The sequence below is a fragment of the Blastococcus sp. SYSU DS0828 genome, assembly GCF_054050975.1.
Genome location: NZ_JBJHAK010000001.1, coordinates 125,856 through 147,485, shown reverse-complemented (window position 1 = coordinate 147,485; position 21,630 = coordinate 125,856). Strand labels below are relative to the sequence as shown.

The window sequence follows — 21,630 nt, the reverse complement described above, 5'->3', positions numbered from 1 at the left end:
CTCCGGTGTGAGGTCCGGAGCCGCGCGCCGGGCTCCCGAGCGCGCTCGCGGCGGCGAGCCCGGCCACCCGCGGCCGAGGACCCGATCGGGGCGTCCCGGGGGGTGGGCGTTGGTCCCCGCCCTCGGCGCCGGGCAGACTGCCGGTGTGACGGGCGGCGGCGAGGCGAGGACCGATCCCGGGCTCAGGCTCTCCGCCCCGCCGGGTGGGGACGTCGGTGCGCCCGAGCAGGGCGCACGGCTGCTGGTCCCCGGCGAGACCTGCTGGCGGATCGAGCAGGCCACCCGGTTCGCGGTCTTCGTCGACGCGGCCGGGTACTTCGCCACCCTCAAGCGCGCCGTGCTGGGTGCCCGGCGCCGGGTGCTGTTCATCGGCTGGGACTTCGATCCCCGCATCCGGCTCGACCCGCTGGACGGCGGCCGGCCCGAGAACGACCGGCTGGGCGACGTGCTCGAGCGGGCGGTGGAGCAGAACCCGGACCTGCACGTCGGCGTCCTGCAGTGGGACCTGGGGATGCTGCGCGCGCTCGGCCGGGGGCTGAAGCCGATCGTGCTCCTGGACCGGCGCGCCCCCGAACGGCTCACCCTCGCCGTCGACACCCACCACCCGGTCGGCGGCGCGCACCACCAGAAGATCGTGGTGATCGACGACTCCCTGGCGTTCGCCGGCGGCATCGACGTCACCGCGGACCGCTGGGACACCTCCGACCACGCCGATGACAACCCGCACCGCTGCCGGCCGGCGACCGGGCCCGCACCGGGTCGGCTCACCGGACCGTGGCACGACGCGACCAGCATCATGACCGGCCCTGCCGCACGGGCTCTCGCCGAGCTGGCCCGCGAACGGTGGGAGAGCGGCACCGGTGAGCGGCTCGAGCCCCTGCCCGAGGAACGGGACCACTGGCCCGAGGGTGTCGAGCCCCTGCTCACCGACGTGGACGTGGCGATCTCCCGCACCCGGCCCGAGCACGGTGGCACACCGCTGGTGCACGAGGTCGAGCTGCTGTGGCTGGCCCTGATCGCCGGTGCCCGCCGGGCGCTCTACGTGGAGAGCCAGTACTTCGCCAGCCGGCGGATCGCCGAGGCCATCGCCGAACGGCTGCGCGAGCCCGACGGCCCCGACGTGGTCGTGGTCAACCCCTGGACGGCCGACGGCTGGCTCTCGGAGAAGGCGATGGGCACCGCGCGTGCCCGGGCGCTGAAGATCGTCCGCGAGGCCGACGTGCACGACCGGTTCCGGATCTACACCCCGGTGACCGAGCGGCGCGCGCACATCTACGTGCACGCCAAGATCACCGTCGTCGACGACCGGCTGCTCCGCATCGGCTCCAGCAACGTGAACAACCGCTCGATGGGCCTGGACACCGAGTGCGATCTGGCGATCGAGGCGGTCGAGGGACGGCCCGGGGCCGACGGGCTGGCCGACACGATCGTCGCCTTCCGGGACCGGCTGATCGCCGAGCACCTGGGCTGCGCGCCGGAGGAGGTCACCGCCGCGATCGCCGGCACCGGCTCCCTGGTGCGGGGCATCGAGCGACTGCGCCGCCCGACCGGCCGCTCGCTGGTGCCGTTCGAGCCGCCGCAGCTCGGCCCGGCCGACCGGGCGCTGGCGGAGTCGGAGGTCATGGATCCCGAGAAGACACCGAACCGGTGGCGCCGGGTCGAGCGCTTCTTCGCCCGCCGCCGTCGGCCGGGGAACCGGGTCCGCGCCTGACTTCCCGCGCCGATCGCCCCGGACCGGTGCTCGGGCGGGCACTCCGCCGGCGCCCGGCTCGTTCATCGGAGACAGGCCGGTACGGACGTCAGGAGGCGTAGGCGCCAATCGCCTCGGTATCCGAGGGAGGGACCCTTCCGATGACCCGCAGGAGTGACCCGCAGCGATCGACCACGACATCGCCGTCGCCGGCGGACCGGCGGGCCGTGCGGAACCGGGTGCTCATGGTGCACCGCGTGGGAGCGGGCGTCGTGGGTGTCGTCCTGCTGGTGTTCGCGGTACTCGGCTTCGCCCGCGGGCTGCCGTTCTTCTCGACCACCGGCGAATCGGTGGTGGGCATGTCGACGAACGGTCTGCTGTCCACCGTCTCCGTGATCGTCGGGCTCGTGCTGATCGGCGGCGCGCTGGCGGGAGCGCGGGTCGCCTCGACGGTCATGATCGCCGTCGGGGTGCTGTTCCTCGTGTCGGCACTGGGCAACCTGGCGGTGCTGCGCACCGACTTCAACGTCTTCGCCTTCGACTTCAGCAACGTGGTCTTCTCGGCCGTCGTCGGCCTGGTCCTGCTGCTGCTCGGCGCTTACGGCCGGATCAGCGGCAACCTCCCGGCCGAGAGCCCCTACCGGTCACCGGAGCAGCCGGGGGACGAGTCCAGTCCGGTGGAGGAGACCCCGCAGACGCCGGCGGAGTCCGCGGCCGAGGAGGCGATGCACGAGGCCGAGCGGGCCGTCGCCCAGGGGAACGCGACCGACGAGCAGCGTCGCCGGGTGGAGGCCATGACGCAGGCGCGCTCCCGGAAGGACCGGCGGAGAACGTGGATGGAGTTCGACTCCGGAGCCCGCTGACCGGCCTCGTCGGCCGCTACCGCTCGACGTCCATGCGCCGCACGAGGTGACCGTCGAAGGTGTAGACGTGGCGGACGTCGGAGCGCTCCAGGACGAGACCGCCGGGGTCGCGGAACACCTGCCGGACGTCGACCTCGACCGAGCCGTCCCCGCGTTCGGAGACGGCGGTCGGCCGCAGGTTCGGCCGGATCTCGGCCCACTGGCGCTCCCAGTACTGGCGGACGGCGTCACGCCCGACGAGCCGGCCGCCCTGCCGGCCGTTGGGCCAGTCCACATCCGGCGTCATCGCCGCCACCACCGTCTCGATGTCGCGCGCGTCGAACGCGTCGTACAGCGAGCGCAGCAGGGCCTCGCGGTCGGCGGTCACCTCCGGTCCACCTCCGGGACGACGTCGTAGGAAGGGCTGCAGCAGCGGGCCAGGACGCGGACGGTAGCGCGGCCGGGGACCTCGTGGGCGCTGCTGCGGCGCCCGTCGGCGCACGGTCCCGGGAGCGCGGTGGGCGGGTGACCGGGATGCCGGAGGGGCCGGCGCGTACCGGTTCAGTCCTCGCCCGGGTACGGCGGCGCGCTGTCGGCCACGACGGCACCTCGTCGGCCGAGCGGCTGCTCCGGCCCGACCGTCGAGTCGCGCACGGTCTGCCGCTCGGTCTCGGCGTTCACCGCGGCACCGAGGAAGATGAGGGCGACCGTCGTCCACAGCCAGAACATGCTGATCGCCACGCCCGCGAGGGAGCCGTAGGTCGACTGGTAGCTGCCCAGGCTCTGCACGTAGGAGAAGAAGGCCAGGGTGGTGCCGAGCCAGACCAGCGTCGTCAGCACCGATCCGGCCGTGAGCCACCGCCACCGCGCGTCCCGGCGGTCCGGGGCCAACCGGTAGAGGACCGTGAGGGCCGCCACCATGAGCACGGCCAGCGCAATCCAGGACAGCACCGACGCGGCGGCGCGGACCGGACCGGGGGCGCCAGCGAGCCGGGCGCCGACGACCCCCGCCGCGGCGATCAGGCCGGCGAGCCCCACGGCGCCGGCGAGCACGAAGAGCAGGGCCAGGCCACTGCGGCGCAGCAGACCGCGCGTCTCCGTCTGGTGGTAGGCGATGCAGACGCCGTCGATGAGGTACGTCATCGCGGTCGTCGCCGTCCAGAGGGCCACGAGGAGGCCGGTGAGCCCCCGGAAGGTGAGCACCTGGGCCGACGCGGCGGTGATCGTCGTGAGCTGGTCGGCGACGATCGACTCGAGGTCGTCGGGCAGCACGTCCGCCACCTCGGACAGCTGCTCGAGCGCCGTTCCGGGGGTGTTCACGACGCCGTAGATCGACACGGCGGTCACCAGCACCGGGGCGACCGACAGGACGGCGAAGAACGCCACCCCGGCGCTCTGGACCATCAGCCGATCGGTGAGCAGCTGCCGGACGGCTCGCGCCAGCAGAGCCCGCCAACCCGCGGCGGAGATGCGGTGCGGCGAGTCCGCGTCGTACCGCTCGGTCCCGTCCTCCCGGTCCTCGGTGCCGGTCGGGGGACGCCCGTGCCGGGCCACAGCCATGACTCATCCCACCCCCGGAGGCGGGTGGTCGCAACGGCGACGGGGCCGACCGCGCGCCTCGCCGTCGCCGGTGCGCGTCAGCCCTCCTCGGGGCGGAGCACCGTCAGCGTGACCCCGGCGGCCAGGCGGTAGGGGTTGGTGGTCACCAGGCCGCCGACCACCTTCCGCAGCCGGGACATCTCCGCCCGGACGGTGACGCAGTGCGCCGCGTCGCCGAAGAGCGCGGTGCTCAACCGGTCGGCGCCCAGCCCCGCCCGGCCGGCCTGGTGCAGCAGGAGCAGGAGGTCGGCGTGCCGGCGGGTCAGCGGGGTGACCCACGGGTCACGGCGGGACCGGAGGCGGAGCACGGGTGGGCCGGTGAGGTCCAGTTCGGCGGCGACGGCGTCCCCGGGGTCGTGCGGCCGGACCAGCCAGCCCTCACCGACGCGTTCGGGCGTGCACAGCCCGAGGCCCGGGACGGCGAGCACCGTGCCATCGCGCGGCACCGCGACCCGGTCGCGCGCGGCGATACCCGACCGGTGCGCGACCCAGCCGTGCTCGTCGACCAGCAGCAGCGGGCCGGAGACGGTGGCCAGCACGCCGCGGGCCGAGCGGCGCAACCGCTCCAGGCGCTGCTCGTGGTGCCGCCACAGCTGGGCTTCTGCCAGCCGGACGGCGGTCTCGACGAGCGCCGCGATGACCGGGTGCAGGGTCAGCGCGGGCCCGCTGACATCGACGACGCCGAGCAGCTCACCGCTGACGGGGTGGTGGATCGGCGCGGCCGTGCAGTACCAGGGGTGCTGGGCCTGCTCGAAGTGCTCGGCGGAGAACAACTGCACCGGCGCCGCCTCGGCCAACGCCGTCCCGATGGCGTTGGTGCCGACGGTCTGCTCGGTCCACCGGGCGCCCTCGGTGAAGCCCAGGGCGTCGGCGCGCAGCCGCACCCGGGCCGATCCCTCCCGCCAGAGGAGGACGCCGTCGGCGTCGGTGACGACCATGAGGAAGGCCGACGCGTCCGCCACGCTGCCGAGGACCTGCCGCAGCTCACCGATCACCGGCAGCAGGGGCGAGCACCGGCGTCGGCGCTCGACCTCGGCGGGGCACAGCGGTTCGCGGGCGTTGGTGCGCGACGGGTCGAGCCCGAGGCCCAGGACCCGTGACCACGAGCGCGCGACGACCCCGCGGGGGCGGACGGGCGGCCGGCTGCCCCCGATCACCGCGTCGTGCACGCGCACCAGCACGCGGGCGTGCTGCGACAGGTCGGTACCGGGAGCGATCGCCGAGTAGCCGGTCACGCCGCACCTCCACCTCGCCCCGGCCGCGTGCAACACGCTGCAACGCTTCCGCCGCCGACCCCCGGGCGCTGTGCTGCACATCACACCACGTCGACCCGTGCCCGCGGGAGGTAGCCATGACGCAGACCCTCGACACGACCACGCAGGCCCCGGCGCAGCGGGGCGAGCGCTGGCTCGCCGACTTCGCCGACGCGCTGCGCGCCCGCGACGTCGCGCGTGCGGCCGGCATGTTCGCCGCCACCAGCTTCTGGCGCGACCTGATCGCCTTCAGCTGGAACATCACCACCGTCGAGAACCCGGCCGGCGTGAGCGACCTGCTGACCCAGACGCTGGAGCGCACCGACCCGTCGTCGTTCACCGTGGCGGAGCCGCCCGAGGAGGCCGACGGCGTCACCACCGCGTGGTTCACCTTCGAGACAGCCGTGGGCCGCGGCACCGGGCTGGTGCGCCTGGTCGAGGAGGACGGTGCGCCGAAGGCGTGGACGTTCCTCACCACGATGCACGAGCTCAAGGGCCACGAGGAGCCACGTGGCGCCGCTCGGCCGATGGGCGCCGAGCACGGGGCGAACAAGCACCGCCTCACCTGGCTGGAGCGGCGGGAGAAGGAGGAGGCCGAGCTGGGGGTCAGTGTCCAGCCCTACGTGCTCGTCGTCGGCGGCGGCCAGGGCGGCATCGCTCTGGGCGCCCGGCTGCGGCAGCTCGGCGTGCCGGCTCTCGTCGTCGACAAGCACGACCGGCCGGGGGACCAGTGGCGCGGCCGGTACAAGTCGCTGTGCCTGCACGATCCGGTCTGGTACGACCACCTGCCGTACCTTAAGTTCCCGGACAACTGGCCGGTGTTCTCACCCAAGGACAAGATCGGCGACTGGCTCGAGTCCTACGTCACGGTCATGGAGGTCCCGTACTGGGGCAGCACGGTGGCCACGACGGCCGCCTACTCGCCCGAGAAGGGGGAGTGGACCGTCCAGGTCGAGCGGCACGGCAAGCCACTCACCCTGCGCCCGGCGCACGTCGTGCTGGCCACCGGGATGTCCGGCAAGCCGAACGTCCCGGTCATCCCCGGCCAGGACGTCTTCCGCGGCGACCAGCACCACTCGTCGGCGCACCCGGGCCCCGACGCCTACGCCGGGAAGAAGGCGGTCGTCATCGGCAGCAACAACTCCGCCTTCGACATCTGCGGGGCCCTCTGGGAGAACGACGCCGACGTCACCATGGTGCAGCGTTCCTCGACGCACATCGTCAAGAGCGACACCCTCATGGAGATCGGGCTCGGCGCGCTCTACTCCGAGCAGGCGCTGGCCGCCGGCGTCACGACGGAGAAGGCGGACCTGATCTTCGCCTCGCTGCCGTACCGGATCATGCACGAGTTCCAGATCCCGCTGTACGACCAGATGAAGGAGCGCGACGCCGACTTCTACGACCGGCTCGAGAAGGCCGGGTTCTGGCTCGACTTCGGCGAGGACGGCTCCGGCCTGTTCATGAAGTACCTGCGCCGCGGCTCCGGCTACTACATCGACGTGGGGGCTGCCGAGCTGGTCGCGAACGGCGAGGTGAAGCTGGCCCACGGGATCGTCGACCACCTCACCGAGGACGCCGTCGTCCTGGAGGACGGCACCGAGCTGCCGGCCGACCTCGTCGTCTACGCCACCGGGTACGGGTCGATGAACGGCTGGGCGGCCGACCTGATCAGCCAGGAGGTGGCCGACAGGGTCGGCAAGGTGTGGGGCCTCGGCTCGGACACCACCAAGGACCCCGGGCCCTGGGAGGGCGAGCAGCGCAACATGTGGAAGCCCACCCAGCAGGAGGCGCTGTGGTTCCACGGCGGGAACCTGCACCAGTCGCGGCACTACTCGCTGTACCTCGCGCTGCAGCTGAAGGCGCGCTACGAGCGGATCCCGACCCCCGTCCACCGCCTCCAGGAGGTGCACCACCTCAGGTGACCGCCGCCCGGCACCCGCTCCCGGCGGAGCGGGGGCCGCAGGCCCCGCCGCGCCCCGCCACCCGGGCGGCGGGGCGTCAGACGGAGATGCCGACGAGCTTGGTGTCGAGGTACTCGTCGATGCCCTCGTACCCGCCCTCGCGGCCGAGGCCGCTCGCCTTCACCCCGCCGAAGGGCGCCGCGGCGGACGTGGGATTGATGTCGTTGATCCCGACCATCCCGAAACGCAGCTGCTCGGTCACCCGGATCGCCGTCGACAGGTCGTTGGTGTAGACGTACGCGGCGAGGCCGTACTCGGTGTCGTTCGCCCGGGCGATGACCTCGTCCTCGTCGTCGAACGGGGTGACCGCGGCGATCGGGCCGAAGGTCTCCTCGCGGGAGACGAGCATGTCCGGCGTCACGTCGGCCAGCAGCGTGGGGGCGAAAAAGGTCGTCCCGTCGAGCCCGTCGACCTGGACCCGCTCGCCACCGACGACGACCCGGGCGCCCCGGGTGCGCGCGTCGAGCACCTGGGCCTCCATCTTCGCCACGGCGCGCTCGTCCACGAGCGGGCCGATGGTGACCCCGTCCTGGTCGCCCTGGCCGATGCGGAGCGCCGCGATCCGCTGCTCGAGCGTCGTGAGGAAGGTGTCGTAGAGGGAGCGGTGCACGTAGATGCGGTTCGGGCTGATGCACGCCTGCCCGGTGTTGAGGAACTTCACCAGCGCCGCGCCCTTGGCCGCGCGGACGGGGTCGGCGTCGGGGAACACGAGGAACGGTGCGTGCCCGCCCAGCTCCACCGACACCCGCTTCAGCGTGGCCGCGGCCTTCGCGGCGAGCATCTTCCCCACCGCAGTGGAGCCGGTGAAGGTGAGCTTCCGGACCACCGGTGACGCCAGCAGCGTGTCGCCGACCTCCGCCGCCCGGGTGGTCGTGACCATGTTGACCACGCCGGCGGGAACGCCGGCGTCGGCGAGCAGCTGCACCGTCGCGACCGCGCAGAGCGGCGTCTGGTCCGCCGGCTTGAGCACCGAGGTGCACCCGGCCGCGATGGCCGGCGCGAGCTTGCGGGTGAGCATCGAGATCGGGTAGTTCCACGGGGTGATGGCCGCGACCACACCGACCGCCTGGCGCATGGTCAGGAACCGCTGGTCGGCCCGCGCCGAGGGGATCGTCACGCCGCCGATGCGCTTGGCCTCCTCGGCGAACCAGGCCAGGAAGTCCGCGGCGTACGCCACCTCGTTCATGGCGGCCTTGAGCGGCTTGCCCTGCTCCCGGGTCATCAGCGCGGCCAGCTCCCTGCGGCGCTCGCGCATCAGGCCGTCGGCCTTCGCCAGCACGGCCGCGCGCTGGTAGGCCGTCGCCCCGGACCACGCCGGCAGCGCGCGCTCCGCGGCGGCGATCGCCGCTTCGGTCTCCGCCCGGCCACCGTCCGCGGCTTGCCCGATGACCTGCCCCGTGGCCGGGTCCGTGACGTCGAAGGAGGCACCTCCGTCGGCCGGGCACCACTGCCCGTCGACGTAGATCGTGCGGCCCTGGTCCTGCGTCATCACACGCCCTCCACTGGGTGTCCTGCGCGTCCGGAGCCCGGGCCCGCCTGCTCGGAGCGTCGGGGCCGGTACTGCGAGCGGTCCTGCTGCCTGGGCGATGGTGACACGCGCCACGGTGCGCTCGGCGGAGTGGCCCGTTCCGGCACGCGTGCGTGGGACGGCCGCGCGGAGCGGGCAGGGACCTTCCGCCCTGCCCCCGCGGCGCCGGGAGGAGCACCGTGGTCCTCACCAGCGGCCTCGAGGAGGCGGGATGACCACCAGGGAGAACGCACAGGGGGGACCGGGGGCCGGGCGCGGGCGCCGGGCGCCGGATCCGCTGCAGATGACGGAGTTCGAGAAGCGGGTCTGCGAGTGGGAGGCGCGGCACGACGTCGCCGCCCGCGGTCACCGAGCGGCCCCGGACGTCGTGCAGCACTACCTCGCCCACGAGCGGCTCACCGAGGCCGCCCGGCCCCGGCCGGCCGGCGCGCACGCCGTGGGCGCGCGGCAGCGCCCCCGGCCGCCCGCGGAGCAACCGCCCTCGCGGGTCGGGGAGCTGTTCCGCCGCCCGGTCGACCGCGGCTGAGGCGCGGGGAGCGGGCCCGAGGCGCCTGAGACGCCCGGGCGCTCGCGCGTCGACGTCCCACCCTGGCCACCCCCGCCCGGAGCGCCGTCGGACCCTCCGTGCCCGGGCGCGGGGCCCGGCCTCTTGTCCCGAGGGGGCGGGGGCGGACACACTGCGGCCGTCCCGACAGAACCGGCGCCGGCCGGACGCCGTGCGGATCCCAGGAGCGCCCCGATGCTGTTCTACGTCAGCCTCCGCGTCGACCACACCCGGCTGGACCGGGACGCCTTCTGGGACGAGTGGGAGCGGGAGACGGAGGCGGCGCTCGGCGCGATGGAGGCGGGGCTCGTCAAGAACCTGTACAAGGTCGCCGGGCAACGCCGGGTCATCGGGGTCGTCGACGTTGAGTCGCACGACCAGCTCGACCAGGTCGTGATGGGCGCCCTACCGATGAGTCACCACCTGACCCTGGAGGAGGTGCTCCCGATCCGGGAGTACGCGGCCTTCGCCGAGGACGTCCGCGGACGCTGGCAGCCCTGACCCCGGACGCCCGGCCTCCCGGGCTCACCCGCGGCGATCTCGTATCGTCCTCCGCCATGCGCCCCTCGGCAGCCGTCGACACGGGCCGTGGCTGGGTCATGGTCGCCGCGGCGTTCGCGGGCATGTTCGTCTCGTTCGGGATCGCCTACTCCTTCGGCGCGTTCCTCGAGCCCATGGCGGCGGAGTTCGGCTCCGGCCGGGGTGCCACGTCGGCCTTCTTCGCGCTGACCTCGCTCACCTACTTCGGCCTCGGCGCGCTCAGCGGCGTCGCGGTGGACCGCTACGGCCCCCGGCGGGTGCTGCTGGTCGGCGGCGTCGCGCTCGGGGCCGGGCTGACCGCGACCTCGCAGGCCGGCGAGCTGTGGATCGGGCTGCTCACCTACGGCCTGGGGGTGGGCATCGGGGTGGCCTGCGCGTACGTCCCGATGGTCGCCGTCGTCAGCGGGTGGTTCGAGGGACGGCGGACCATCGCCGTCGGGGTGGCGGTGACGGGGATCGGCCTGGGCACGCTCACCGTCGCGCCCCTGGCGGCTGCCCTGATCGGCGAGCTGGGCTGGCGGAACACGCACCTCGTGCTCGGACTGGCCGGCGCGGTCGTCCTGCTGGTGTGCGCCGCGGTCGTGCAGCGCCCGCCGGTGCAGACCGGCCCGGCGGCGCTGACGCTGCGTGAGGCCGTCCGGAACCGGGACTACCGGCGGCTGTACCTGGCGTCGGGCCTCATGGCCGTCGCGCTGTTCGTGCCCTTCGTGCACCTGCCCGGGTACGCCGAGCAGGCCGGGATCGACCGGGTCGCGGCGGCCGCGCTGGTCGGGGTGATCGGCGCGGCGAGCACCGCCGGCCGGCTGCTGCTCGGACTGGTTGCCGCGCGGACCGGGACGTTGCGCGCCTTCCAGGGGTGCTTCCTGACGATGGCCGTGAGCTTCGCGCTGTGGGGGGTCGGTGGCGGGTACGGCGTGCTGGCCGCCTTCGCCGTGGTGCTCGGGGTGGGCTACGGAGGGTTCGTCGCGATCGGTCCCGCGGTCGTCGCCGAGCGCTTCGGCACCACCCGCCTGGGCGGCCTGCTGGGGGTGCTGTACACCAGCGCCGGCCTCGGCTCGGCCGTGGGAGCGCCGCTCGCCGGTGCGACCGTCGATGCCTCCGGGTCCTACGCCCCGGTGATCGCCGGCTGCCTCGCCCTGGGGCTGGCCGCCTACCTGACCGTGCTCAGCGTCGGTCGCACCTGACCGCGGTGCGGGGTCGGGGGCGCCGCTCCTGCACCCGACGAGCGAGGTGACGTCTCGGGGTCGACGCCCTCACACCGCGTCGTAGGTAGCCGCGGATCGGGTAGCCGCCGCGCGGACCGGTGCCGTGCCCGATTGCGGACGGGAGGGACCGGCATGTGAGCTGGATCACGCGTTGGTCGCACCGCTGCGGAGGTCCCGATGCCGGTCAGCCTGGTGGGGCGCCCTCGCCGCCGACCCTCAGCACGGCTCGCCCCGCCACGCCAGACCGCGCCCCGCGACCGGAGCGGTGGGTGACGCGGCGCCGCCCGACCGGACGGCAGAGACGTCCGCGCCGATCGGCGCGGGGGACCACGGAGGGGACGCGCACGACGCGGGCCGTCCAGGACCAGAGGAGGAGCGCGGTGGCAGGGAACAAGGCCGTCCGGTACATGGGACCGGGCAAGGTGGAGGTCGCGGACCTGGACTACCCCAAGCTGGAGCTGTCGAGCGGCCCGGGGGTGCACCCGTCCAACGTCGGCCGCAAGACGCCGCACGGGGTCATCCTCAAGACGGTCACCAGCAACATCTGCGGCAGCGACCAGCACATGGTGCGCGGGCGCACGACCGCTCCCGAGGGGTTGGTCCTCGGGCACGAGATCACCGGGGAGGTCGTGGAGAAGGGGCCCGACGTCGAGTTCCTGGACGTCGGCGACATCGTCAGCGTGCCGTTCAACATCGCCTGCGGCCGCTGCCGCAACTGCAAGGAGGGGCGAACCGGCCTCTGCCTCACGGTGAACCCGGACCGTCCGGGCTCGGCGTACGGGTACGTCGACATGGGCGGATGGACCGGAGGTCAGGCCGAGTACGTCATGGTTCCGTACGCGGACTTCAACTGCCTGCGCTTCCCCGACCGCGACCAGGCGCTGGAGAAGATCCAGGACCTCACGATGCTGTCCGACATCTTCCCGACCGGCTACCACGGCTGCTACACGGCCGGGGTGACCACCGGGTCGACGGTGTACATCGCCGGCGCCGGTCCCGTGGGACTGGCAGCGGCCGTGTCGGCGCACCTGCTCGGGGCCGCGGTCGTGATCGTGGGCGACCTGATCGAGGACCGGCTGGCCCAGGCCCGCAGCTTCGGCTGCGAGACGATCGACGTCTCCAAGGGCGACCCGAAGGACCAGATCGCCCAGATTCTGGGCGAGCCCGAGGTCGACTGCGGCGTGGACGCCGTGGGCTTCGAGGCCCGGGGGCACGGCGAGGGGGCCCAGCAGGAGGCGCCCGCGACCGTGCTGAACTCGCTGATGGAGATCACCCGGGCCGGCGGTGCCCTCGGCATCCCCGGGCTCTACGTCACCGGGGACCCGGGCGCGGCCGACGAGGCGGCGAAGACCGGGTCGCTCTCCATCCGGCTGGGGTTGGGCTGGGCGAAGTCGCACGTCTTCACCACCGGCCAGTGCCCGGTCATGCGGTACAACCGCCAGCTGATGATGGCGATCCTGCACGACAAGGTGCAGATCGCGAAGGCGGTCAACGCCACGGTCATCCCGCTGGAGGACGCACCGCGCGGCTACACCGAGTTCGACCAGGGCGCGCCCCGCAAGTACGTGCTCGATCCGCACGGCATGGTGGGCACGGCCGCCTGATCGGGGCCGGTTCCCCGGCGTCCCCGCACCGCCCTGGCCGGCGGTGCGGGGACGCCCGGCCGCGCCCGGACCTAGGACCGGCCAGCCGTGCGCGGGGAGCGGCGCAGGAAGTCGTCGGCGATCTGGTCGAACGTCGCCCAGCGGACGCCGTCGTGCCCGTTGATGTGCTCGATCAGGCGTTCCAGCATGAGCAGCACCTGCGGTCGTCCGGCGACGTCCGGGTGGATGGTCATGGTGAAGGCCGCGTAGTCCATCTCCCGGTGCACCCAGTCGAACTGGTCGCGCCACATCTGCTCGATGTCCCGCGGGTTGACGAAGCCGTGGCTGTTGGGGCTGGACTTGATGAACATCATCGGCGGCAGGTCGTCGAGGTACCAGTTGGCGGGGATCTCGACCAGATCGGTCTCCTCCCCGCGGACGAGCGGCTCCATCCAGCTCTCCGCGGGCGCCGAGTAGTCGATCTTCGTCCACGAGTCGCCGACCCGGACGTAGTAGGGCTCGAAGTCGCGGTGCATCAACGAGTGGTCGTACGTGATCCCGCGCTCGAGCAGCAGCTCGTTCGTGACGCCGCTGAACTCCCACCACGGCGCGACGTACCCCGTCGGGCGGCGCCCGGCCCTCTGCTCGATCAGCCCGATGCAGCGGTCGAGCACCGCCTGCTCCTGTTCCCGGCTCATCGCGATCGGGTTCTCGTGGCTGTAGCCGTGGACGCCGATCTCGTGCCCGGCCGCGACACAGGCGTCGAACTGCTCCGGGAACGTCTCGATCGAGTGCCCCGGCCAGAAGAACGTCTGGGTGAGCTCGTTGCGCCGGAAGAGCTCGAGGATGCGCGGGACGCCGACCTCGCCGGCGAACACACCCCGCGAGATGTCGTCCGGGGAGTCCTCCCCGCCGTACGAGCCAAGCCAGCCGCCCACGGCGTCGATGTCGACACCGAAGGCCACGAAGATCTCCTTGCTCATCGTCGTCGCGCTCCTTCGCGTAGGCCGCCCCGGGCCGGGGCGGGGGTTCAGCCGGTGAGGTGCTGGGCCAGGACCCGCTGCGGATTGTCGGGGGCGAGGGCGAGCGCCGCCGCCAGCAGCAGCCGCCCCTGCCACGGGCTCAGATCACCGGCGAACACGGCCCCGCCGCGCGCCAGGCGGGCTCCGCCGGCGGCGTAGAGCGGTGCCACGGGGCCCGATGCCACCCGGGAGCACACCAGGACGGGGATCCCGCGGGCCACGAGCTCCTCGGCGGCCTCGGCGATCGCCGGGGGGACGTTGCCGGCGCCGAAGGCCTGCACGACGACGCCCGCGGCGCCGGCGGCCACCGCCGCGTGCAGCAGCGACGCGTCCGCGCCCAGGTAGCAGGCCACGACGTCGACGCGGGGCAGCTCCGACCGCAGGTCGAGCGGGAGGGATGGGCGGCGCGCGGGCGTGGCCAGCGGCAGCACCGACTCGCCGGCCAGCCGGATCACCGGCCCACGCCCGGGAGCGCCGAACGCACCGCTGCGCAGGGTGTCGACCTTGCGCACCCCGCGGGCGGCGAAGGCCAGGCCGTCGAAGCAGAGCAGGGCGCCGAGGTCCCGCGCGGCGGGGGAGGCGGCGACCCGCAGCGCATCGGCGAGGTTGGCGGGACCGTCGGGAGCCGGGCTGTCGAACGGGCGTTGCGCCCCGGTGAAGACGATCGGGCGCGGGTCGTCGTGGACGAGGTCGGCGAGGTACGCGGATTCCTCCATGGTGTCGGTGCCCTGGGTGACGACGACGCCGTCCACCCCGCCGGCCAGGCAGCGTCGCGCCTCGGCCACCAGCTCCCGCAGGTCGGACGTCGTGAGCGCGAAGCTGCCGACGGTGCCGAGGTCGCTCGTCGTCACGCTCAGGCCAGCCAGGGGACCGGCCGCCTCGAGCAGTTCGGCTGCGGGGGTGACGGCCGCGAGCCCCTCGGGCCCCTGCCGGCTGGCGATGGTGCCGCCTGTGGCGAGCAGGTGGACACGTGCCACGCGACCTCCGTCCGGGCTGGAACTCCATGCGGCGACGACCTGCCCTACGTTCCTCCCTCCGTCGCAGGTCGGCGACCGGAGACGCACCGCGCCGCGCACGAGGGGGCGTGCGTCGATCCCGCCCGCTCGCGGTCGGCCGACCGGACCGATGAGAACGGGTGGCGGCGGGGGTCTACCGCTCGTCAGCGACGCGGAACGGCAGGAGCCCTCATGACCAGCACCCCCACCACCTCGGCCACCTTTCGCACCACCCTCTGGGCGAGCGGCGGGAACAACGTCGGCATCGTCGTTCCCGACGACGTGCTGCGGAGCTTCGGCCGCGGTGCGCGGGTGCCCGTGGTCGTCACCGTCGACGGCGGCCACACCTACCGCACGACCACCGCCTCGATGGGCGGCCGGTTCCTCGTGACCTTCAACGCCGCGACCCGCGCGGCCACCGGCCGTGGGGCGGGGGACGAGGTCGAGGTGCGGCTCGAGGTCGACGACGCGCCGCGCACGGTGGACCTCCCGCCCGCGCTCGCCGAGGCCTTCGCCGCCCACCCCGCCGCGGCCGACGCCTGGGCGGTCCTCTCGTACAGCAAGCAGCGGGCGCACGCGGAGTCGGTGGCCGGTGCCCGCACTCCGGAGACGAGCGCCCGCCGCGTCACGAAGGTGCTCGCCGCGCTCACGTGACCCGATCCGCTGGACGGCGGGGTTCCCCGCCGCGTCGTCGGTACCGGAGCGGTGCCGGGTCCCGCACGTCCGGCCGGCCGGGCGGGGAGTTGGCAGGATGCGGCCATGGCTTCGACGCAGGTGCCGGCCGGTGGAGGAGGCACGGCCTTCGTCCTCGGCGGCGGGGGAGTGCTCGGAGCGGCCGAGGTCGGGATGCTCGAGGCCCTCTTCGAGCACGGAATCCGCCCGGACCTGATCGTGGGCACGTCGGTGGGCGCCATCAACGGCGCGCTCGTCGCGGCCGACCCCACGCCGGCCGCGGTGGACCGGATGCGCGCCGTCTGGGAGGAGCTGGCATCCGAGGGGGTCCTGGCCGGCTCCGTGCTGGCGCGTGTCGGGACGCTGGTGCGGACCCGCACCCACCTGCACCCGCGGGAGCCGCTGCGCGACCTGCTCGCCCGGCACCTGCCGGTGGAGACCTTCGGCGAGCTGCAGGTCCCGTTCCAGTGCGTCGCCGCCAGCATCGAGCGGGCCGCCGAGCACTGGTTCTCCGACGGGCCGCTCGTCCCCGCGGTGCTCGCGTCCTGCGCGGTGCCCGGCCTGCTCCCGCCGGTCGAGCTCGACGGCGAGCACTACCTGGACGGCGGGCTGGTGCACAGCATCCCGGTGGGGCGGGCGGTGGCGCTGGGCGCCGACACCATCTACGTGCTCCACGTCGGGCGGATCGACCGGCCGCTGCGCCCACCGACCCGGCCCTGGGAGGTCGCGACGGTGGCGTTCGAGATCGCCCGGCGGCACCGGTTCGCCGCCGACCTCGCGGCGCTGCCCTCGGGGGTGGCGCTGCACGTCCTGCCCTCGGGGGAGCAGGCCGAGCCCTCGGCCGGTGACCTGCGGAACCTGCGCTACCGCGACTTCTCCGGTGTGCGGAGCCGGATCGACCGGGCCCGGGACGCCGCCCGTGACCACCTGGCGCGGACCCATCCGTCCGAGGACAGGACTGTCTGACGTGCTCCCACCGCGCCCCGTGCGCCGCCTCGCCGCCCCCCTCCTGCTGGGTGCCCTCATGGCCGGGATCGTGCTGCTGCCCGTGCTGGTGCTGGTGGCCGCGATCGTCTCGGTGTGGCTCCCCGGCCGCTGGCGGGCGCTGCGCCTGCTGCTCTTCGTGCTGGTCTACGTGGCGATGCAGGTCGCCGGCCAGGCGGCCGGCGCGGTGCTGTGGACGCTGCGGCGGGCGGGCCTGCTGACCCGGTCGGCCTACCGTGGGGCGCACTACACCGTCCTGCGCGTGCTCCTCGACGTGCTCATGCGGGTGGCGCAGCGGATCTTCGCCCTGCGGCTGGTCACCGACGGCGCGTCCTGGTCACCGCTCGACGACGGCCAGCCCGGCTCGACGAACGCCATGATCGTGCTCTCCCGCCATGCGGGGCCGGGGGACTCGCTCCTGCTCGTGCACACCCTGATGAACCGCGACCACCTCCGCCGGCCGCGGATCGTGCTCAAGGACTTCCTCCAGCTCGACCCCTTGATCGACCTCTACCTCAACCGGCTGCCCAACCACTTCGTCGCGGCCGGGCCGGGGGCTTCCGAGGCCTCCGTACGGGCGATCGCCGACCTGGCCCGAGAGCTCGGCGAGGAGGACGCCCTCCTGGTCTTCCCCGAGGGGGCGAACTTCACCCCGCAGCGTCGCTTCCGGGCCATCGAGCGGCTGCGCTCCCGGGGGCTGCTCGCCGCGGTCCGCCGGGCCGAGGCGATGCAGCACGTGCTGCCACCGCGGCCGGCCGGCGTCGCCGCGGCGCTCCAGGCGGCCCCGCACGCGGACGTCGTCTTCGTCGCGCACACCGGGCTGGAGCACCTCAACACCGTGCGGGACCTGTGGCGGGGCCTGCCCATGGACAAGACGCTGCACCTGCGCTGGTGGTTCGTCCCGGCGGCCGACGTGCCGCGCGAGGCGACCGAGCAGGTCGACTGGCTATACCACTGGTGGGAGGGCATCGACGCGTGGATCGACGAGACCCGCCGCCGGGAAGCGGCGCACGAGCCGACGCCCCGCGGGCGGTCCGGTGCGGTGACGAGGCGCACCACCGGAGGCGCCTGACCGTCGCACCCGTGCAGCAGCGGCCGGCCACGCCGCCGCTCTGGGGCGAGGCGTTCCCGGCCGGTTCCCGCGGGCTGGCAGCATGGCGGGGTGCGCGCCATGGTCGTCGACGCTGTCCGGGCACAGCCGCTCGTGCGGGAGGTGGCGGTGCCCGCCGCGCCGGCGAACGGGGTGGTCGTGCGGGTGATGGCCACCGGGATGTGCCGCAGTGATTGGCACGCCTGGGCAGGCCACGACGACATCGCCTTCCCGCACGTACCGGGGCACGAGCTCGCCGGTGTGGTGGTGGAGCGAGGTGCCGGTGTCCGTCGCTGGCGGATCGGTGACCGCGTCACCGTGCCGTTCGTCTGCGGCTGCGGCCGGTGCGCGTGGTGCCGGGCCGGGGAGGCCCAGGTCTGCCCCGATCAGCAGCAGCCCGGCTTCACCCACTGGGGATCGTTCGCCGAGTACGTGGCCCTGCACGCCGCGGACACCAACCTCGTGGGCATCCCCGACCACGTCGGGTTCGCGGCCGCGGCGGGCCTCGGCTGCCGGTTCGCCACGGCGTACCGCGCCCTGGTGGGCCGTGCGCGGGTCCGAGAGGGGGAGTGGGTGACCGTGCTCGGCGCCGGCGGTCTGGGGCTCAGCGCGGTCATGATCGCCCGCGCGCTGGGCGGCCGGGTCGTCGCGGTGGACCGCAATCCCGAGGCGCTCGACGTCGCCGCCGCGCTGGGCGCGGAGCACACCCTGCGGGCGGACGGCATCGACGTCCCCGCCGTGGTCGGCGACCTGACCGGTGGCGGCAGCCACGTCGCAGTCGACGCCGTGGGCAGCGAGCAGACCTGTGCCGACGCCATCCTCGCCCTGCGCCGTCGGGGCCGGCACGTCCAGGTCGGGCTGCTGCCACCCGTCGGCGGGCACCCCCGGGTCCCGATGGAGCGGGTGATCGGCTGGGAACTCGATCTGCTCGGGAGCCACGGGATGGCGGCTGCCGACTACCCGGGGATGCTGGCCCTCATCGAGCAGGGTGCGCTCGACCCCGAGCGGCTGGTGGAACGCACGATCGGACTGGACGAGGCGGCTGCGCTGCTCCCCGGGTTCGACCGTGCGACGGTGGCGGGCATGACCATGGTCGATCCTTCTCGCTGACCGGCCGTCTGCCGGTCGGGAGACCGGGCTCCAGGTTCGGCGGGGGCCCATCGTGGCGCGGTCTCGCGCGGAGAGCCACTCCGGTGGACCCCGTCGGGCAGGCGGGACGTTCCGGCGGCGCCGCCCGACGTCTCGGCGGCGAAGGCCGCGCTCACCCCCGGGCGGTGGCCAGGTAGACCGTGTTGGCGGCGGGGCGGTCCTGCAGCGGGTTGGGAAAGTTCACCACCTGCGCGTCGACGTCGACGAAGACCGCCGACAGCGCGGCCAGGTACTCCTCGTCGGGTGGCTCGTTCGACCACAGCGAGAAGACGCCGCCGGGCCGGAGGAGGGCGGCCAGCCGTCGCATGCCCGAGGGGCGGTAGAAGGGTGCGTTGCCCTCGTCCAGCAGGTGCCCGGGGGAGTGGTCGATGTCCACGACGACGGCGTCGAAGACCCGGCCGGGGGCCGCCGGGTCCAACCCGTCTCCCGCGACCATCGCGAAGAAGTCGCCGTGCACCAGTCGGCACCGCGGGTCCGCGGCGACGGCGCGCCCGAGCGGCAGCAGCCCCTGCTCGTGCCACTCGATGACCGGCTCCAGCAGATCGACCACCACGAGCTCGGCGACCCGGGGGTCGGCGAGCACCGCCTGGGCGGTGTAGCCGAGCCCCAGGCCCCCGACCGCCACGTCCAGCCGGTCGCCGTCCAATCGCGCCAGGGCCAGCCGGGCGACCTCCACCTCGGCGACCGTGAACAGGGAGGACATCAGGAATTCGTCGCCCAGCTTGACCTCGAACACGTCGGCCCCCGTCACCGGGTCCCGGCGCCGGCGGAGGCTGAGCTCGCCGATCGGCGTGGGGCTCCAGGCGAGCTCCTCGAAGCGCTTGCCCACCGACACGCGTCCCCCCTCGCTGCTGCACCGGGCCGCAGTCGTCCCGGTCGGGGCCACTGTTCCCGGCTCGCGCGGGCGGGGAACGTCGGGCGGACCCGACGCCATCTCCCCGTAGATGCCCGGGCGAGCACATGCGCCCGTCGTTGACGAACTTCTGCTACCGGCAGAGCAGAAGCCTTGCTAGCTTCGTGACGCAGCACACACCCGGGGCCTCAGGGGTCGTCGTCCGGCGTGGCCCCCCTGAGATCTCGTCACGAACGGCACGCCGAACGGGCGCTCCCTGCGCTCGGTGACGCGCGCCGTCACAGCCACTCGAGGGGAATCCGTGAAGGTGATGAAGAGACTGCGCCACACGCTGCGGGCCGCGCTGTTCGCTGCGCTGTCCGCACTGCTGTTCCTGGGACTCGTCGGCACGGCGAGTGCGGCACCGCCCGCGCCCGGGGCGTCCGGGACCTCCGACTGCGCCGAGCGGCCCGTGCCGGCGAGCAAGGTCTCCGTCCAGCTGTGGACGTTCGCCGAGTACATCGGCTTCGGCACCGACGCCGCCACGCAGGCCCGTCACGAGGAGGTCCTCCGCCGGCTCAGCGAGATGGGCTACCGCAACGTCGAGCCGTTCACCCTGAGCGGGATGACCGCGGAGCAGTACGCCGACCTGCTCCGGGAGTACCGGCTCAAGGCCTCCGGGCGGCACGTCGGCGTCGGCACGCACGCCGAGCCGGCGGACATCGCGCAGATCCTCGAGGAGAACCGGGTCCTGGGCGTCCGCTACTTCGGCTCCGGTGGCACCCCGCAGCTCACGACCGAGGCCGAGTGGATCGCCTACGCCGAGTACCTGGACGCGGTCGGTGCGCAGGCCCGCCAGGCCGGGCAGTGGCTCATGGTCCACAACCACAACTGGGAGTTCGAGACCACCTTCGGCGACCGCAGCGCCTTCGACATCCTCATGGAGCACACCGAGCGGCGGCACGTCGTGTCGCAGCTCGACCTGTACTGGGCGGTCTTCGCCGGCGCCGATCCGATCGAGATCATCGAGGAGTACGGCAACCGGGTCCGGCTGTTCCACGTCAAGGACCTGAACGAGGAGCTCGACCGGCGGATCGAGATCGTCGGACGCGGGGACATCGACTTCGCGCCGATCTTCCGGGTGGCCGGCGGCAGCACCCGGTACTTCGTCGTCGAGCACGACCCGCGCTTCGGCGACCCCACGTTCGACCCCTTCGAGGCGGCGCGGGAGGGCTTCGCCTACCTCACCTGCTCGACCCGCTGACCGAGGGCGCAGCGCGCCCTCCCGAGGAGGCGGTCCCGGACGTCCGGGGCCGCCTCCTCCTGTGCGAGGGCGGTCCCGAGGGGTGACGCCGGAGCTACGCCCTGACCAGGCCGAACTGCGCGGCGTGCTCCTCGGCCCACTGCGCGAAACTCAGGGCCGGGCGACCGGTGACCGCGAGGACGTCGTCGGTGGAGTTCTCGGGATCGCCGACCAGCGTGGCCCAGTGCGCCAGGGACGCCTCCAGGATCGGGCGCTCCTCCGGAGCGGCGGAGTCGATGATCTGCTGCGCGGTCAGCTCCTCGATCTGGAGCGGCCGTCCGGTGGCCTTGGGGGTGTCGCCTTCACCTCCGCCTCGATCGGGCGGCTCAGGCGACGACTGCGACCCGCCTGCCGTGCGCCCTCACGCGCTCGTACTCGTGGCGGCGTCGGCGCTGAGGTGGGTGACCGGGACGCCGCAGCTCTTGCGCAGCCGCGCCGGTAGATCACGGCGGAGCCAGTGGGAGAGCGTGTGCGGCAGCGTGGAGACGACGATCTCGTCCGCCGGGAAGTGGCCGAGGGTGGCCCGCACGGCCTGGAGCGCGTCGGGGTCGCCGACCTCGCCGTCGACCTGGGCGCCCAGGGCGCGGAGGTCCTCCAGCGCCCGGTCGAGGCGCTGGCGGGCGAGCGCGTACGCGCGGTCGGTCACGGAGGGCCCCAGGCCGGCGTAGGCGCTGGGGCCTTCCACCTCGTCCTCTGCCGGGGTGGCGGGCGCGACGAGGTGGAACGCGTGCGGTTCGGCGGTGATCCGGTCCTGGACGGCCCGCCGGAGCGCGTCGGCGGAGAGGGTCTGGTTGGCGACGATCAAGCAGCGGCGCATGGCCCGGTGCTCCTGTTCGGT

Annotated in this window: 20 protein-coding genes; 12 read left to right on the top strand and 8 right to left on the bottom strand. The window is 73.9% G+C overall.

The window, feature by feature from the left end; all coding sequences use genetic code 11:
• Positions 1–145 precede the first annotated feature (145 nt).
• Together ACI79Q_RS00705 and ACI79Q_RS00700 are read left to right on the top strand one after the other, a co-directional pair.
• Positions 146–1,711, top strand: a complete 1,566-nt coding sequence (locus ACI79Q_RS00705) for a phospholipase D-like domain-containing protein (RefSeq protein WP_456613930.1) — start codon at positions 146–148, stop codon at positions 1,709–1,711.
• A gap of 140 nt (positions 1,712–1,851) precedes the next feature.
• Positions 1,852–2,553: a DUF4383 domain-containing protein gene (locus tag ACI79Q_RS00700; RefSeq protein WP_456613929.1), complete on the top strand. Its 702-nt coding sequence runs from the start codon at positions 1,852–1,854 to the stop codon at positions 2,551–2,553.
• 16 nt (positions 2,554–2,569) lie between these two features.
• Here the strand turns inward: ACI79Q_RS00700 and ACI79Q_RS00695 are convergent, their stop codons facing one another.
• The 3 genes from ACI79Q_RS00695 to ACI79Q_RS00685 form a co-directional block, all read right to left on the bottom strand.
• Positions 2,570–2,920 carry a nuclear transport factor 2 family protein gene (locus ACI79Q_RS00695; RefSeq protein ID WP_456613928.1) on the bottom strand — a complete coding sequence of 117 codons (351 nt, stop codon included), beginning with the start codon at positions 2,918–2,920 and terminating at the stop codon, positions 2,570–2,572.
• A gap of 173 nt (positions 2,921–3,093) precedes the next feature.
• Complete coding sequence (locus tag ACI79Q_RS00690) at positions 3,094–4,092, bottom strand: YihY/virulence factor BrkB family protein (protein WP_456599269.1); 999 nt, start codon at positions 4,090–4,092, stop codon at positions 3,094–3,096.
• Positions 4,093–4,169: 77 nt separating this feature from the next.
• Positions 4,170–5,366 carry a GAF domain-containing protein gene (locus tag ACI79Q_RS00685; protein ID WP_456587967.1) on the bottom strand — a complete coding sequence of 399 codons (1,197 nt, stop codon included), beginning with the start codon at positions 5,364–5,366 and terminating at the stop codon, positions 4,170–4,172.
• Positions 5,367–5,482: 116 nt separating this feature from the next.
• Between ACI79Q_RS00685 and ACI79Q_RS00680 the strand changes: the two genes are divergently transcribed.
• Positions 5,483–7,306: a flavin-containing monooxygenase gene (locus ACI79Q_RS00680; RefSeq protein ID WP_456613927.1), complete on the top strand. Its 1,824-nt coding sequence runs from the start codon at positions 5,483–5,485 to the stop codon at positions 7,304–7,306.
• Positions 7,307–7,382: 76 nt separating this feature from the next.
• On the opposite strand, the gene ACI79Q_RS00675 is transcribed toward ACI79Q_RS00680, so the two are convergent.
• A complete protein-coding gene (locus tag ACI79Q_RS00675) occupies positions 7,383–8,834 on the bottom strand; it encodes an NAD-dependent succinate-semialdehyde dehydrogenase (RefSeq protein WP_456587965.1) in 1,452 nt (483 codons plus the stop codon).
• 250 nt (positions 8,835–9,084) lie between these two features.
• On the opposite strand from ACI79Q_RS00675, the gene ACI79Q_RS00670 reads away from it, so the two are divergent.
• From ACI79Q_RS00670 to fdhA, 4 genes are all read left to right on the top strand, one after another.
• Positions 9,085–9,399 carry a hypothetical protein gene (locus ACI79Q_RS00670; protein ID WP_456587964.1) on the top strand — a complete coding sequence of 105 codons (315 nt, stop codon included), beginning with the start codon at positions 9,085–9,087 and terminating at the stop codon, positions 9,397–9,399.
• Between the two features lie 213 nt (positions 9,400–9,612).
• A complete protein-coding gene (locus ACI79Q_RS00665; RefSeq protein ID WP_456587963.1) occupies positions 9,613–9,918 on the top strand; it encodes a muconolactone Delta-isomerase family protein in 306 nt (101 codons plus the stop codon).
• A 56-nt stretch (positions 9,919–9,974) separates the two neighbouring features.
• The gene (locus ACI79Q_RS00660; RefSeq protein ID WP_456587962.1) at positions 9,975–11,141 is read left to right on the top strand and encodes an MFS transporter; all 1,167 of its coding nucleotides are present in this window, start codon (positions 9,975–9,977) and stop codon (positions 11,139–11,141) included.
• A 401-nt stretch (positions 11,142–11,542) separates the two neighbouring features.
• On the top strand, positions 11,543–12,766 hold the full coding sequence (gene fdhA / locus ACI79Q_RS00655) for a formaldehyde dehydrogenase, glutathione-independent (RefSeq protein ID WP_456587961.1): 1,224 nt from the start codon (positions 11,543–11,545) through the stop codon (positions 12,764–12,766).
• Between the two features lie 71 nt (positions 12,767–12,837).
• Here the strand turns inward: fdhA and ACI79Q_RS00650 are convergent, their stop codons facing one another.
• Together ACI79Q_RS00650 and ACI79Q_RS00645 are read right to left on the bottom strand one after the other, a co-directional pair.
• Positions 12,838–13,728, bottom strand: a complete 891-nt coding sequence (locus ACI79Q_RS00650) for a polysaccharide deacetylase family protein (RefSeq protein ID WP_456595556.1) — start codon at positions 13,726–13,728, stop codon at positions 12,838–12,840.
• A gap of 47 nt (positions 13,729–13,775) precedes the next feature.
• Positions 13,776–14,744 carry an asparaginase gene (locus ACI79Q_RS00645; RefSeq protein WP_456613926.1) on the bottom strand — a complete coding sequence of 323 codons (969 nt, stop codon included), beginning with the start codon at positions 14,742–14,744 and terminating at the stop codon, positions 13,776–13,778.
• Positions 14,745–14,954: 210 nt separating this feature from the next.
• Here ACI79Q_RS00645 and ACI79Q_RS00640 point away from each other — a divergent pair, with 210 nt between their 5' ends.
• The 4 genes from ACI79Q_RS00640 (at position 14,955) to ACI79Q_RS00625 (ending at position 18,618) form a co-directional block, all read left to right on the top strand.
• The gene (locus ACI79Q_RS00640) at positions 14,955–15,416 is read left to right on the top strand and encodes a DUF1905 domain-containing protein (RefSeq protein WP_456587958.1); all 462 of its coding nucleotides are present in this window, start codon (positions 14,955–14,957) and stop codon (positions 15,414–15,416) included.
• A 105-nt stretch (positions 15,417–15,521) separates the two neighbouring features.
• A complete protein-coding gene (locus ACI79Q_RS00635) occupies positions 15,522–16,400 on the top strand; it encodes a patatin-like phospholipase family protein (RefSeq protein WP_456613925.1) in 879 nt (292 codons plus the stop codon).
• A 1-nt stretch (position 16,401) separates the two neighbouring features.
• Complete coding sequence (locus tag ACI79Q_RS00630; RefSeq protein WP_456613924.1) at positions 16,402–17,490, top strand: 1-acyl-sn-glycerol-3-phosphate acyltransferase; 1,089 nt, start codon at positions 16,402–16,404, stop codon at positions 17,488–17,490.
• 99 nt (positions 17,491–17,589) lie between these two features.
• On the top strand, positions 17,590–18,618 hold the full coding sequence (locus ACI79Q_RS00625) for a zinc-dependent alcohol dehydrogenase family protein (protein ID WP_456588022.1): 1,029 nt from the start codon (positions 17,590–17,592) through the stop codon (positions 18,616–18,618).
• Between the two features lie 151 nt (positions 18,619–18,769).
• Here ACI79Q_RS00625 and ACI79Q_RS00620 read toward each other — a convergent pair whose 3' ends face one another.
• Positions 18,770–19,492, bottom strand: coding sequence for a spermidine synthase (locus tag ACI79Q_RS00620; protein ID WP_456595562.1), 723 nt, complete (start codon positions 19,490–19,492; stop codon positions 18,770–18,772).
• A gap of 328 nt (positions 19,493–19,820) precedes the next feature.
• Between ACI79Q_RS00620 and ACI79Q_RS00615 the strand changes: the two genes are divergently transcribed.
• Positions 19,821–20,753, top strand: a complete 933-nt coding sequence (locus tag ACI79Q_RS00615) for a sugar phosphate isomerase/epimerase family protein (protein WP_456587944.1) — start codon at positions 19,821–19,823, stop codon at positions 20,751–20,753.
• A gap of 400 nt (positions 20,754–21,153) precedes the next feature.
• On the opposite strand, the gene ACI79Q_RS00610 is transcribed toward ACI79Q_RS00615, so the two are convergent.
• Positions 21,154–21,609, bottom strand: a complete 456-nt coding sequence (locus tag ACI79Q_RS00610; protein WP_456587943.1) for a hypothetical protein — start codon at positions 21,607–21,609, stop codon at positions 21,154–21,156.
• Positions 21,610–21,630 lie beyond the last annotated feature (21 nt).

Coding starts and splice junctions, on each gene's coding strand:
- ACI79Q_RS00700 (WP_456613929.1), top strand. CDS start 1,852: ATGACCCGCAGGAGTGACCCGCAGCGATCGACCACGACATCGCCGTCG.
- ACI79Q_RS00690 (WP_456599269.1), bottom strand. CDS start 4,092: ATGGCTGTGGCCCGGCACGGGCGTCCCCCGACCGGCACCGAGGACCGG.
- ACI79Q_RS00680 (WP_456613927.1), top strand. CDS start 5,483: ATGACGCAGACCCTCGACACGACCACGCAGGCCCCGGCGCAGCGGGGC.
- ACI79Q_RS00675 (WP_456587965.1), bottom strand. CDS start 8,834: ATGACGCAGGACCAGGGCCGCACGATCTACGTCGACGGGCAGTGGTGC.
- ACI79Q_RS00670 (WP_456587964.1), top strand. CDS start 9,085: ATGACCACCAGGGAGAACGCACAGGGGGGACCGGGGGCCGGGCGCGGG.
- ACI79Q_RS00665 (WP_456587963.1), top strand. CDS start 9,613: ATGCTGTTCTACGTCAGCCTCCGCGTCGACCACACCCGGCTGGACCGG.
- ACI79Q_RS00660 (WP_456587962.1), top strand. CDS start 9,975: ATGCGCCCCTCGGCAGCCGTCGACACGGGCCGTGGCTGGGTCATGGTC.
- ACI79Q_RS00650 (WP_456595556.1), bottom strand. CDS start 13,728: ATGAGCAAGGAGATCTTCGTGGCCTTCGGTGTCGACATCGACGCCGTG.
- ACI79Q_RS00640 (WP_456587958.1), top strand. CDS start 14,955: ATGACCAGCACCCCCACCACCTCGGCCACCTTTCGCACCACCCTCTGG.
- ACI79Q_RS00635 (WP_456613925.1), top strand. CDS start 15,522: ATGGCTTCGACGCAGGTGCCGGCCGGTGGAGGAGGCACGGCCTTCGTC.
- ACI79Q_RS00625 (WP_456588022.1), top strand. CDS start 17,590: ATGGTCGTCGACGCTGTCCGGGCACAGCCGCTCGTGCGGGAGGTGGCG.
- ACI79Q_RS00615 (WP_456587944.1), top strand. CDS start 19,821: ATGAAGAGACTGCGCCACACGCTGCGGGCCGCGCTGTTCGCTGCGCTG.
- ACI79Q_RS00610 (WP_456587943.1), bottom strand. CDS start 21,609: ATGCGCCGCTGCTTGATCGTCGCCAACCAGACCCTCTCCGCCGACGCG.